This is a genomic window from Brevibacterium oceani (assembly GCF_017948325.1).
GTDB lineage: Bacteria > Actinomycetota > Actinomycetes > Actinomycetales > Brevibacteriaceae > Brevibacterium > Brevibacterium oceani.
In genome coordinates, this window is record NZ_CP072846.1 from 1,731,686 (window position 1) to 1,743,880 (window position 12,195).

15 protein-coding genes are annotated in these 12,195 nt (G+C 64.2%); 8 read left to right on the forward strand and 7 right to left on the reverse strand.

All coding sequences use genetic code 11. The annotated features are described in order from the left end of the window. The first annotated feature begins 74 nt into the window (after positions 1-74). Entirely contained in the window at positions 75-1,091 is a 1,017-nt protein-coding gene (locus J9314_RS07560) for a 4-hydroxy-3-methylbut-2-enyl diphosphate reductase (RefSeq protein ID WP_210605175.1), read from the forward strand. 36 nt (positions 1,092-1,127) lie between these two features. Here J9314_RS07560 and J9314_RS07565 read toward each other — a convergent pair whose 3' ends face one another. Continuing rightward, the gene (locus tag J9314_RS07565) at positions 1,128-2,327 is read right to left on the reverse strand and encodes a DNA recombination protein RmuC (RefSeq protein ID WP_210605176.1); all 1,200 of its coding nucleotides are present in this window, start codon (positions 2,325-2,327) and stop codon (positions 1,128-1,130) included. Between the two features lie 72 nt (positions 2,328-2,399). Between J9314_RS07565 and ychF the strand changes: the two genes are divergently transcribed. Beyond that, positions 2,400-3,485: a redox-regulated ATPase YchF gene (ychF, locus tag J9314_RS07570; protein WP_210605177.1), complete on the forward strand. Its 1,086-nt coding sequence runs from the start codon at positions 2,400-2,402 to the stop codon at positions 3,483-3,485. Positions 3,486-3,702: 217 nt separating this feature from the next. Here ychF and J9314_RS07575 read toward each other — a convergent pair whose 3' ends face one another. Both J9314_RS07575 and J9314_RS07580 read right to left on the reverse strand, forming a co-directional pair. After that, the gene (locus J9314_RS07575; RefSeq protein WP_210605178.1) at positions 3,703-4,269 is read right to left on the reverse strand and encodes a TetR/AcrR family transcriptional regulator; all 567 of its coding nucleotides are present in this window, start codon (positions 4,267-4,269) and stop codon (positions 3,703-3,705) included. Continuing rightward, the gene (locus J9314_RS07580) at positions 4,266-5,234 is read right to left on the reverse strand and encodes an SDR family NAD(P)-dependent oxidoreductase (protein WP_210605179.1); all 969 of its coding nucleotides are present in this window, start codon (positions 5,232-5,234) and stop codon (positions 4,266-4,268) included. The genes J9314_RS07575 and J9314_RS07580 overlap by 4 nt, the downstream gene beginning before the upstream one ends. Positions 5,235-5,598: 364 nt before the next feature. On the opposite strand from J9314_RS07580, the gene J9314_RS07585 reads away from it, so the two are divergent. The 4 genes from J9314_RS07585 to J9314_RS07600 all read left to right on the forward strand — a co-directional run bounded on the left by J9314_RS07585 (position 5,599) and on the right by J9314_RS07600 (position 8,530). Next, positions 5,599-5,880, forward strand: coding sequence for a type II toxin-antitoxin system RelE/ParE family toxin (locus J9314_RS07585; protein WP_210605180.1), 282 nt, complete (start codon positions 5,599-5,601; stop codon positions 5,878-5,880). Then, the gene (locus tag J9314_RS07590) at positions 5,840-6,175 is read left to right on the forward strand and encodes a HigA family addiction module antitoxin (RefSeq protein ID WP_425514178.1); all 336 of its coding nucleotides are present in this window, start codon (positions 5,840-5,842) and stop codon (positions 6,173-6,175) included. The genes J9314_RS07585 and J9314_RS07590 overlap by 41 nt, the downstream gene beginning before the upstream one ends. Positions 6,176-6,716: 541 nt before the next feature. After that, complete coding sequence (locus J9314_RS07595) at positions 6,717-7,946, forward strand: alpha/beta hydrolase (RefSeq protein WP_210605182.1); 1,230 nt, start codon at positions 6,717-6,719, stop codon at positions 7,944-7,946. Positions 7,947-8,089: 143 nt separating this feature from the next. Continuing rightward, positions 8,090-8,530 carry a YtoQ family protein gene (locus J9314_RS07600; RefSeq protein WP_210605183.1) on the forward strand — a complete coding sequence of 147 codons (441 nt, stop codon included), beginning with the start codon at positions 8,090-8,092 and terminating at the stop codon, positions 8,528-8,530. A gap of 33 nt (positions 8,531-8,563) precedes the next feature. On the opposite strand, the gene J9314_RS07605 is transcribed toward J9314_RS07600, so the two are convergent. Further along, a complete protein-coding gene (locus tag J9314_RS07605; protein WP_210605184.1) occupies positions 8,564-9,037 on the reverse strand; it encodes a phage tail protein in 474 nt (157 codons plus the stop codon). Positions 9,038-9,247: 210 nt separating this feature from the next. Here J9314_RS07605 and J9314_RS07610 point away from each other — a divergent pair, with 210 nt between their 5' ends. Both J9314_RS07610 and J9314_RS07615 read left to right on the forward strand, forming a co-directional pair. Next, entirely contained in the window at positions 9,248-10,216 is a 969-nt protein-coding gene (locus tag J9314_RS07610; protein WP_210605185.1) for an alpha/beta fold hydrolase, read from the forward strand. A 14-nt stretch (positions 10,217-10,230) separates the two neighbouring features. Continuing rightward, complete coding sequence (locus J9314_RS07615; protein WP_210605186.1) at positions 10,231-10,392, forward strand: hypothetical protein; 162 nt, start codon at positions 10,231-10,233, stop codon at positions 10,390-10,392. 194 nt (positions 10,393-10,586) lie between these two features. On the opposite strand, the gene J9314_RS07620 is transcribed toward J9314_RS07615, so the two are convergent. From J9314_RS07620 to J9314_RS07630, 3 genes are all read right to left on the reverse strand, one after another. Beyond that, a complete protein-coding gene (locus J9314_RS07620) occupies positions 10,587-11,081 on the reverse strand; it encodes a DinB family protein (RefSeq protein ID WP_210605187.1) in 495 nt (164 codons plus the stop codon). Positions 11,082-11,142: 61 nt separating this feature from the next. Further along, the gene (gene arfB / locus J9314_RS07625) at positions 11,143-11,586 is read right to left on the reverse strand and encodes an alternative ribosome rescue aminoacyl-tRNA hydrolase ArfB (RefSeq protein WP_210605188.1); all 444 of its coding nucleotides are present in this window, start codon (positions 11,584-11,586) and stop codon (positions 11,143-11,145) included. A 1-nt stretch (position 11,587) separates the two neighbouring features. Further along, positions 11,588-12,193, reverse strand: a complete 606-nt coding sequence (locus J9314_RS07630) for a 1-acyl-sn-glycerol-3-phosphate acyltransferase (protein ID WP_210605189.1) — start codon at positions 12,191-12,193, stop codon at positions 11,588-11,590. Positions 12,194-12,195: the final 2 nt, after the last annotated feature.

The window sequence follows — 12,195 nt, forward strand, 5'->3', positions numbered from 1 at the left end:
TAACGAACACCACTGACGTAGACCCACATCGCTGTGCGTAGGTCCTGTTGATGCGCCCGGCTTAGACTGGTCGGGTGAGTGCTGTCACCGTTCCCACACCGACGATTCCGCGCCGACGACTGCCGCGCAGTGAGATCCGCGCCCCCGACGGCGGGCGGCAGAGAGTAATGCTGGCCGCTCCGCGCGGCTACTGCGCCGGGGTTGATCGTGCCGTCATCGCCGTCGAACGCGCCATCGAACACTTCGGTGCCCCGATCTATGTGCGCAAGGAGATCGTGCACAATCGGCACGTCGTCGAGACACTGTCCGAACAGGGTGCAGTCTTCGTCGACGACACGACCGAGGTGCCGGAAGGGGCACGAGTCGTGTTCTCCGCCCACGGGGTCTCACCGACCGTCCATGCCGAGGCGGCCGACAGGTCGCTTGCCACGATCGATGCGACGTGTCCGCTGGTGACGAAGGTGCATAAGGAGGCGATCCGCTTCGCACGGGACGACTTCCGAATCCTGTTGGTCGGCCATGCCGGCCATGAGGAGGTCGAAGGCACGATGGGAGAGGCGCCCGAGCAGATCACCTTGGTCCAGAATCCTGAGGAGGCACGCACCGTCGAGGTGCTTGAGTCCGAGAAGCTCGTGTGGATCTCCCAGACCACGCTGAGTGTCGACGAGACGATGGCCACCGTGAACATTCTGCGTCAACGCTTTCCTCAGCTGCAGGACCCGCCGAGCGATGACATCTGCTACGCCACTCAGAACCGGCAGGTAGCGGTGAAGAAGATCGCTCCTGAGGCTGATCTCGTACTCGTCGTCGGTTCGGCGAACTCCTCGAACTCTGTGCGTCTGGTCGAAGTCGCCCTCGAACACGGGGCGAAGGCGGCCCATCGCGTCGACTTCGCCCGCGAGATCGACGAGACCTGGTTCCATGATGTCGCCTCCGTCGGCGTCACCTCGGGAGCGAGCGTTCCGGAGAACCTCGTTCAGGACGTGTTGGCTCTGCTGGCCGATTATGGTTTCGAGGACGTCGACGAGGTCGTCACCGCCGAGGAGGATCTCATGTTCTCCCTGCCGAAGGAGCTGCGCAAGCTCGGCTGAGCAGCCCTGGCCTCCCCGCAGCCGGGATGCTGATCCTCAGCTCGTTCCCGTGTGCCGATTCCGCAGGTCGGTGGGTCGGCGTTCATCGAATCGATTGGTCTGCGGGCGAGTGAGTTCCTCGGCGCTGACTCCGCGGGTGCGAGCATCGAGTTCGGCGACGGCGTCGAGCTCGTCGGCGACGATTCCCGTCGACGGGAACTTTCGGGCGGTCACGAGGAAGCGTGACTCCAGCGACGAGACGAACCGGTTGTAATCGTCGACGGAGCGATCGAGGCTGGCACCCATTCGCGACACGTGCGTGACCAGCGTGCCGATGCGTTCGTAGAGCTCCGTGCCGAGGCGGAGCACTTCACTCGCCGAGGTGGACATGTCGGCCTGGCGCCAGTTGAGCGCCACCGTCTTGAGCAGGACCAACAGGGTGGCAGGGGAAGCGAGGACGACGTTCTTGCCCAAGGCATGATCGATCATCTTCGGGTACGTCGCCGCCGCCGAAGACAGCAGTCCGTCGGTGGGCACGAAGCAGACGACGAAGTCAGGGGAGGACTCGAAGGCCTTCCAGTACTCCTTCGATGCCAGCGCATCGACGTGGCGCAGCAGCGCCCGGGCATGATCCTGAGCATCCGAGCCCTTCGTTGCCTCCGAGTCCGAATCCGAGCTGCCCATCCGCGCCGACAGCGGAGTCTTCGCATCGATGACGATGGTTCCGCCACCGGGCAGGTGCACGACCATATCGGGGCGATGCCGTTTCCCATCACGGTCGCTGCTGACCTGGGTGTCGAAATCGACGTGCGGGAGGAGTCCCGCATATTCGACGATGCGTCGCAGCTGCACTTCGCCCCAGTCGCCTCGGTGAGTGGTCGAATTCAGGGCATTGGCCAGGGATCCAGTGGATTCCTGGAGACGCAGGTTCTGCTGGCTGAGGTGACCGATCTGTGAGTTCAGGCGGGTGATCTGCTCGATCTGAGTCCGGTCCTGGGCGTGGAGGTTCTCCTGCAGATTCTTCACACTTGCGGCCAACGGGCCGATGGCAGCGGTGATCTCACCGGCCATCTGGGCATCTGCTTCGAGGTCCTCCGTCCGTTCCGACAGAATGCGGGACGTGGTCTCGGCGCGGGTGAGTCTCTCGAGGTAACGGGAACGAGTGAGTGAGCGGCCGAGGAGGAATCCGAGGGCGGCGGCGAGGATGATTGCCACGACGAAGGCGATGATGACACCGGAGGCGGGGAAAGCATTCATGGTTACAGGGTGACAGAGGGCACTGACACGAGAATTCTGCGACCACCTCGGCGACGGCTAGACTTAGCTACCGTGGCTTTGACTATTGGAATCGTGGGACTGCCCAACGTCGGCAAGTCGACCATGTTTAACGCACTGACCAAGAACCAAGTTCTCGCGGCGAACTACCCGTTCGCAACGATCGAACCCAACGTCGGCGTTGTGCCTCTGCCTGATGCCAGGCTGGGCCGTCTGTCGGAGATCTTCTCCTCGGAGCGCATCCTCAATGCCACGGTCGACTTCGTTGATATTGCCGGCATCGTGCGCGGCGCGTCCGAGGGTGAAGGCTTGGGCAACCAGTTCCTCGCCAACATCCGTGAGGCCGACGCGATCTGCCAGGTGATCCGCGGATTCGTCGACGACGACGTCGTCCACGTCGACGGCAAGATCAGCCCGGCCGACGACATCGACACAATCAACACCGAACTCATCCTCGCCGACCTGCAGACCCTGGAGAAGGCACGGCCGCGGATCGAGAAGGAAGTCAAGGGCAAGCGCGCCCCGGCCGAGCAGCTGACCGCGATCGATGCCGCCACCGAGGTGCTCGAGGGTGGAAAGACCCTGTACCAGGCGATGCAGGCGGACAAGTTCGACGTCAGCAACCTCCGTGAGCTGCAGCTGATGACCGTCAAGCCGTTCCTCTATGTCTTCAATGTCGACGACGATGTTCTGGCCGATGAGGCGAAGAAAGACGAGATGCGTGCCCTGGTGGCGCCCGTCGAAGCGATCTTCCTCGACGCGAAGTTCGAGTCGGAGCTCGCCGAGCTCGACGCGGAGGAAGCTCTCGAGATGCTGGAATCCACCGGCCAGGACGAGGCCGGTCTGGACAAGCTGGCTCGCGTCGGTTTCGACACCCTGGGCCTTCAGACCTATCTGACCGCCGGTCCCAAGGAGTCCCGTGCGTGGACGATTCCGAAGGGAGCCACCGCCCCCGAGGCGGCCGGAGTCATCCATACCGACTTCCAGAAGGGCTTCATCAAGGCCGAGGTCGTGTCCTTCGAGGATCTCGACGCCAACGGGTCGATGGCGGCGGCGAAGGCCGCGGGCAAGGTCCGGATGGAAGGCAAGGACTACGTCATGGTCGACGGAGATGTCGTGGAGTTCCGGTTCAATGTGTGACTCCATCGAGCACGCGGACTCTGCGGGTGGCCCTGGGCGGTGAGACGGTGCTGCTGGCATTGATTCCTCGCAGTGTCCTCTAGAGCGAACGTCAGCACGTGATCGATGCTCAGCAATGACAGGGGTCGTCTTCGCGCTCGGGCGGAACGTCTGCATGACGACCGCGCCCTGTTCGCGCGCGAAGTCTCCACGACCTCCCTGCGCTCGGCAGCGGATCTCAGTCGCGGGTCATCGTCCGCAACAGGATCTGGACACCGGTCTCTACTCCGTCCCAGCCGGAACTGCTCTCCAGCCGGCCGCCTGCCTGAGCGTCGATCAGGCCGTGTGTCGAGGCGAACAGCAGGATCGCGAGGTCGTGGCTTGAGGTGTCCGGTAAGCGCCCCGCGGTCCGCGCCGACCTGACGATCTGAGCGAAGGTCCCGAGCGCCCCCTCGATCGCCTCGGTGAGGGTGTCGTCGGCAGCCAGGGCGTCGGGCATGCCGAATAGGAGTCGATAGCGGGCAGGATGTTCTTGGCTGAACGCGATCACCACGTCGAGCGCGTCGAGGATTCGATCGATCGGGTCCTTCTCGACATCGAGCAGCTGCCGCCATCGTGTCCAGATGGCGGCGACGTCCTGCCGGGCGACGGCACACAACAAGCTTCGTCGGCTCTCAAAGTGCTTGTACGGCGCGTTGTGGGAGACACCGACCCGCGAGGCGACGGCTCGAAGCGTCATGGCAGCGTCCCCGCCCTCGTCCAGGAGGTCCGCCGCGGCGGAGACGAGCAGCCGGGCGGTGCTCACCGAGTCGTCGTTTCCGTCGCAGATGCCTCGCCGGTCTCGACGAGTCGATGCGCGTCATCCCAGAGGGCGCGGGCCAGCGGCCTGTCATAACTCTGGTGTGCCGACCTCACGGCGGTGAGCGCACCGAGGTTGGCCTGAAAGTACTCTCCGGTGCGCTCTGCGAACTGTGGCTCGACGGCGAGGGCGGCGAGGGAACGCCCGGAGAACTCGACGTCGGATACGATGCCTCCGAAGGCGCTGGAGAGCCGAGTGACCAGCGCCGTCCGGGAGATGCGCCTGACGATCTTCGGCATGTCGCGGAGGAATCCTGTTCCGGGGACGAGGCCTGGGTCGTAGGCGATGGCGTGGACGGTCGATCCCTGCTGACGCAGCCGCCGGTCCAGCTCGTAGATGTGCATGATCGTGCAGAGCTTGGAGGTCGAGTACCGCTTTCCGGCGCTGAGGGGAGTGCGTCCGTCCCGGCCCGAGTATGCGAGGGCAAACGCATCAGGTTCGACGGCGGCACCGACCATCTTCCCGTCGGTGGAATCCCGATCATGGGTTCCGCTGGCGGTGATGATGATCCGACCGTGCTCGGCCAGGAAGGGTGTGAGCAGATCGATGAGCAACACGTTGCCCAGGTAGTTGGTCGCGAAGGTCATCTCGTAGCCCTCGGGGCTGTAGGTGATCTCGCCGTCGAAGCGTCCTCCGGCATTGCACACGAGGGCGTCCAGCTCCTGCAGCGTCCCGGTGTCGGAGAGGGTGGCGAGCTGTTCGGGGACGGTCCGTACCGAAGCGAGAGAGGACATATCGACCTCAATCATGGAGACGTCTATTCCGTGGGAGGCGGCGATCTCGTCCCGTACGGGCTGCATGCGTGTCACGGAGCGGCCGGCCAGGATGAGGTCGTGGCCAAGGCGCGCTAGGTTCCGGACGGCGGCCAAGCCGATCCCGGAATGCCCGCCGGTGATGAGGATCGTGGACATCGCTTCTCCCTGCTCGAGACAACTCGACGTAAGTCTACGGAACCTAGGTTGACAACGTCAACCGCCTGGGTGGATCGGTGTGTCTGTCCGCGCCCAATTGGGCGTCTGGCAGACGGGCGAGGCATCCATCGCTTCGGGTCGCTCCGTCTTGGCCGAGGTGAACGCCTGCTGGGTTGCGAGAACGAGCGATTTCGCCGTGGGTGCACTCCCGCAGTGAACCTGTCAGCCTCAGCGGCAGATGCTCGTGCAAGGCCATGTTTACCGAGATGGGTTGTTGAACTCATAGATCATTCGGTTACGGAGCGCGATGGAGTTCCGGTTTAACGTCTAGCGTTAATGACGGAGTGCGTTATAGAATGCTCGTATGATCAGATCGTTCGGCGACAAAGATGCCGAGCGCATCTGGCATGAGCAGTACGTCAAGCGCGTCGACCGGACCGTGCAGCGGACGACTATGCGGAAGCTCGAGCTGATCCATGCGGCGAAGGATGTCGAGGACCTCCGGGTCCCGCCGGGGAATCGTCTGGACCGGTTGGTCGGCGACCGACGCGGGCAGCACAGTATCCGCGTCAACGCACAATGGCGTCTCTGTTTCGTCTGGAGAGATGGAGGTGCGGAAGTTGTCGAACTCATCGACTACCACTGAGGACGATCTGATAGAGCCCATCCACCCGGGAGAAATCCTGATGGAGGACTTCATCGAGGGCTTTGGGATCACGCAGAACAAACTGGCCGTGGCCATCGGGGTGCCGCCGCGGCGGATCAACGAGATAGTGCATCGGAAGCGCGGTATCACTGCGGACACGGCGATCCGTCTGGCGCGCTACTTCGGGACATCTGAGGAGTTCTGGATGAACCTGCAGTCGAACTACGAACTGCGGCTCGAGCGGCGCGTGCTGCGCGAGAAGGTTGCGGCGATCACGCCGCTGCGAGTCGCGTGAACTCACTCGATCGGCAGGCAATGTTCGGTCAGAGCCGCCATCCAGTGAGGTTCGACTGGGCCCTACGGGTGCGCAGTCGATGGAGGCGGATCTCGCGGTCGTCGTTGACGTTCTGAGGTTTTCGATGTCTGTGTGCGTCGCGGTCGGACGTGGGATGAGCGTCTTCCCGTATCGGTGGAAAGGGGTCCGGAGCAGAAGCCTTTGCTCGTGATCACGACGCTGTCCTGGCAGTCGGTCGGCTCGAGTCGACTCCGCCGGATTCGCCGACTGCCCTCTCGCTGTCGCGTGCGGCGTTGCTCGCCGAGTCGACCGCCGTGAAATGCTCCGTTCGTCGCTTCTGGTTCCTCGTTCACCAACGGTGGTCTTTCAGGTACTCTGCCCACTGCAATTGTCGGGGCATCATCTTGGTCGCACCCGAAACACCAAGGTCGCGGCAAGCGGCCTGCGTTAGAGTGGCCCCCGGCGTCAGCAAGTGACCGCAGCGATGAGGTCTGGTGCAGGTGGAAAACCAACCTGAAAGATCGAGAGTCGAGGACCGAAGATGACAGACAGCACGAGATCGTCACAGCACTCGGTGATACGGGGCGTCGCCAGGACAGGTCTGACCGTGGTCCTCGTCCTCGCGCTCGTACTGGGCGCGCTTTCTGCGATCTTCGGGCTCGCTTCGCTCATTCCCGGGATAGGCTCGCTCAGCTCGTTCGCTGCTCGGTTCGCCCCGACCGTGGCACCGCTCGTGGCTCTGGCGGGGCTGATCGTGCTTGTCGTCGGAATCGTTGCTGTGCGCAGGGGCCGTCGACCCACCGGAACGGTCGCAACAGTGCTCGGTGGGGTCGGCGCGGTTGCGAATACCGCGGTCATCGTCGTCCTCATCGGCGCTGTCGTCTCCGCCGGCGGCTCGGTGAACCTGTTAACTGCGACGTTCGGGCTGTCCGCCATCGACGGGGCGACGCCCGACCGACAGGAAATATACGACACGACCGGTTCAGGCGATGACCTTTCCGTATCGATCTACGAGCCGGAGGGAGTGAGCGGCTTCGCGCCGACGATCATGTACGTTCACGGTGGCGGCTGGATCGCGGGCGAGGCGAACGGTTCGAGTTCGGAACTCCGCGAACTCGCTGATCGCGGCTACCTGGTGGTGTCGGTCGAATATGAACTCGCAACCCCTGACAACGCGACCTGGCAGAAGGCGCCTTCGCAGGTTGCCTGTGCAGCGAGCTGGATTCACACTCACGCGAGTGAGCTCGGTGCCGACATGGGCCGTCTGGCATTCTGGGGAGAGAGCTCCGGCAGCAATATGGCCGCCAACACCGCAGGCGCCGCTGCGCATGGCGACGCCGAGTCGTCGTGTGGTGGGAAAGTTCCGGCTCCGGCAGCAGTCATTGCAGACTACCCCGCTTTCGACGTGACGGGGCTCTATGAGAACGCTCCCGTCGGCCCGGGGGCGGGTGTCGGCACGCGCGTGTTTGCGATCAGCTACACGGGTGGCACTCCGAAGAAATATCCGGAACGCTATGAGGCAGTGAATTCCACCACTCACCTCAACTCATCCGCGCCCCCGATGCTCATGATGACCGCAATGCGCGATGACGTCATCGCCCCGGCCGACCAACTTGCCTGGGCTGATGCAGCCCGAAGCCGTGGAGCCGACGTCCAGACCGTGCGGATTCCACTCGCCAATCATGCCTACACGCAGAAGTCGAAGAACTCGCTCGGCAGCCAGGGACACCTGAGCATCGCAGAAGCTTACCTGTCCGAACGCTTCCGCTGACCCGCCGAGGCCGGGAGCCGCGCCGAAATTCGCTTCACGGTATGCGGGAAGTTGAAGAACAACACTGACAAACACCGATTGGCTATGGTGGAGCCCGAGGGACATTCCGGTTCCAACCGCATTCGAGTCAGGAGACTTCGATCATGAGATTCAATGTCTATCTGTCCGGTGAGATCCACACCGATTGGCGCGATGAGATCCAGCGCGGTGCCGAGGCCGCCGGACTGGACATCGAGTTCAGCGCCCCGGTGACCGACCACCCGGCCAGCGATGCCGCCGGCGACCACCTCGGCGAGAACGACAGCTCATTCTGGCGCGATCACCAGTCGGCGAAAGTCAATGCCATCCGCACCCGCACCCTGATCGAGAAGGCGGACATGGTGGTGGTGCGTTTCGGCGACAAGTACAAGCAGTGGAACGCCGCCTTCGACGCGGGCTATTGCGCCGCTCTCGGCACGCCGTATGTCACTCTGCATGATGCCGACATCGTCCATCCGCTCAAGGAAGTCGACGCCGAAGCCAAGGCCTGGTGTACGACAACCGACCAGGTCGTCGAAACCCTGCGCTACGTTCTCAAAGCCTGACCCCTGCGCTGGAGCGGCCTGTCAGCATGAGTCCTACGGCAACGGGTGCTCACCCTTGATGACGAAGTACGAGCCGCGGATCTCACCGGCGAGCTTCGACTTCTGCCTGGCGAATTTGAACGCCGAGAGCTCCGGCGGCACCTCCATCCCGGCGGAGAGTTTGAAGCCGACCGCACGCTTCCCGGAATCCTCCCGTGTCCACAGCACGTTGACAGCGAGCCCGGACTCGTAGAAGACATGGACCCAGAAGATGCCGTCCACATCGTTGACGCTGACTTCGAGAGCCGGAGACGTCGGGACGATCTCGCGCTCGGACTGAAGTATCTCCTCCACCCAGGCGAGAGCCTCCGGAGCCTCCGCGGCAGGGGCGACCGAAAACGTGTGCTTGTACTTGTTGGAGAAATAGCGTGCTTCGTTGGCACGCAGACCGGCGAGCGCGCCAGCGGCGGGGGAGGACTCAAGTCCCTCGGTGGAGACATCGGTGAATGACACGGGTTCGACTGGCATAGCCTCAGAATATGCCTGATTGCTCTCGAGTGCGCAGCGATGAGCACGGACGCACTGCGACGCGCATTCACTCCTACTGCTGTGCACCGTGGAGGGCCGTGTCAGGGGATCAGGATCGGAGTCCCGCGGTAGGGTGATCTGCATCTCACCGATCGGTTGACCTGCCCCGTATCGTGGTGCAGACACAGGAACTGACAGAGGAGTCCGGACTTGGCGCTGTACGAAATCGACTTCACCTCAAGCAATGACCGTGACACGATCCATTCCTGGCTCCACACTCCCACCGTCGAGCCTCGTGGCGTCGTCCACCTCATCCACGGCCTCGGTGAGCACTCCCGGCGCTACTTCCACCTCATCACGACGTTGCTCGATTCCGGGTTCGCCGTCGTCGCAGGTGATCACGCCGGGCATGGGCGCACTGCCATGCAGTCGGGAATCTGGGCGGATGCCGGCGACGAGGCGGCCCGCGTGGTCGTCGACGACGAACTGATACTGCAGCGCAGCACTGGCGAGATCCTCCCGGACCTGCCTTATGTCGTGTTCGGCCACAGCTGGGGCTCGATGATCGCACGCGCCATGGCCTCCGACCCGGCATCCGACCTCGCCGGGCTCGCTCTGTGCGGCATCGCGGCACAGATGCGGGGCATCGACGAAACCATCGACCGCGAGGAACTCACGCGCGCGGCTACGGGCGGGGCCCGGCAGGAGCCCGCCTCCGAGCATCTCGTCGGACAGCTCTTCGACGGATTCCTCGACCGGTACGGACCCGACGCCGGTCCCACCGCGTGGGTCGCCCTCGACGAGGCGGTCGTGGCCGATCACGGCAGCGACCCCTTCAATAACTTCGGCGCCCCGATGAGCGCACGATTCCTCAAAGGCTTCGTCGACCTCTACGACGAAGTCAACGACGCATCTTGGTATGAGACGGTGCCTGCCGACCTCCCCGTGCTCATCCTCGCAGGCGACCAGGATCCCGTCGCCAATTTCGGCGAAGGGGCGTATCACGTCGCGAACCGACTCCGAGCCACCGGCCACGATGACGTGCGCACCCGTGTCTTCGCCGGAGTCCGCCATGAAGTGCACAACGAGCCGACCACACGTGCCGAGGCGGAGGCCGAGGTCGTGGACTTCGTCACCCGAGCCGTCGGCGACCGAGACACCGCAGCCGCTGGGAACTGAGACCATGACCGCAGGTGAGAACACGGGCACCGTCACTCACCGTCGCCCCCGACCGGCAGCGGCAGGGATATGCCACCGAGACGGCCCGCGCCATGGTCGAATGGCTGAGCGAACGCGAGGTGACCGATCTGCCGGACACCCTCGCCGACGCGGGGTGGACGACCGACGAACCGTGAACTCAGTTGCGTCGGGAGTTGGCCGACCCGGTCCCTCCGGTGCCGCTGCGGGCGATGGGCGCCCCTCCAGCGTCACCGCAGCCACGCCGTCATCGAACGCCCCAGCGGTGGCGACCTATCGTGCGGCCGGAATAGGCAGCCTCGGCGAGGTCACGCACTTCCGCCGTCCCTGACCGTGCCGACAGACAGGACGGTCAGGCCTCGGCCCCGGCGACGAACGCCGCCTGCCCGACATGCTGGATGGCATCGTCGACGATCGAGACCATCCGCGCTCCGCGTGTGACCACGGGTGTCCAGTTCTCATCGATGACTTCGCCGAGGTCGGCCTCCGACAATGTGGCGGCATAGTCGGTGAACGCGTTCAGCGTCGCCTCGAGGTAGTCGATCAATATCTGTTGGTCGTCGACCCGGATCTGCGTGGCCTCCTCGGGAGTGTGACCGAGGCCGATGCCGTCACCGGGCTTGCCGAGATCGAACTGCTCCCGGAAGTCCTCCCACTGCTGTGGGCGACCGGTGAGGTCGGAGAGTTGGACGTCGATCTCTCGGCCGCTGTGCCACAGCAGCCATGCCACCGAATTCGGATGACCGCCGAGGTGGTCGTTGAGCTGATCGGAGGTCAGCCGGGGGAGAGCGGTGGCTGCCTGCAGGGGACGCTGTGCCAGGTCGGTGAGGAGCTCGATACTGTTCATGTCGCCCATTCTGCTCTTCGACATCGGTCCTGTCACGGAATCCGGTCCTGTCACGGACAGATCAGTCCGGGCGCGGTCTGCGCCGGTTGCGTTTGATCTCGGATCTGCGCTGTTCGGTCCGGACTCGGCGGCGACGGGAGTTCCGTGAGGGCGTCGTCGCTCGCCTGGGCGTCGGCGGTGCCAGGGCCTCCCGCAGCAGCCCAGCCAATCGGATTCTGGCGTCCTGACGGTTCTTCAGCTGGGATCGCTGCGACTCGGAGGTCACCGTGAGTACGGTGCCCGTCAGCCTCGGTGCCAGAACACTGAGCGCCCGTTCGCGCTGGGTTTCGGTGAGGAAGGACGCGCTCGCCAGATCCAGGCTCAGCTGCACTCGGGAGTCGGCAGTGTTGACGTGCTGCCCGCCTGGGCCGGAGGAACGGGAGAACTGTTCGCTCAGTTCGCCAGCGGGGATGACCAGACCGGTCGGGATCCCCGGCCCCGCGGGGACGCGCACATCACCGTTCATCTCAGTTCGGCTCCGAGCCGCCTTCGCGACCGTCACCTGCGACGTCCTCTTCGCGCAGCCTCGGCGTGATCTGCAGGTGCGGTCGAATACCGCGCTTGTCGGCGTAGAATTCGCGGATCCGGTCCATGTCCTCAGCGATGTCTCCGGTCATCTCGATGGTCGGTCCCAGTCCCGTCGTCCGGGTCGCGGTGTCGAGGTATCCCATGGTGACCGGAATCCCGGTCTGCACGGCGATGCGGTGGAAACCGGATTTCCAGTGCGTGTGCCCGCCGCGGGTGCCGTCGGGGGTGATGACGAGGCCGAAGACCTCGCTGGCGCGGACACGGTCGACCACCTCGGCGACGATTCTGCTGGGGTCGGACCGATCGACCGGGATTCCGCCGAGACTGCGCATGATCGGGCCTCGCCAGCCTGTGAACAGTGAATCCTTGCCCAGCCAGTGCACCTCGACACGAAGACTCCACGCGATGGCGAGCATGATGACGAAGTCCCAATTGGACGTATGCGGAGCCCCGATGAGCACGGTCGGACGGTTCGGGGCGGGCTCGGTGACGAGTCTCCACCGGCTGAAGGTCCAGAAGGCGCGGGCGATGAGGCGTCGGATCATGA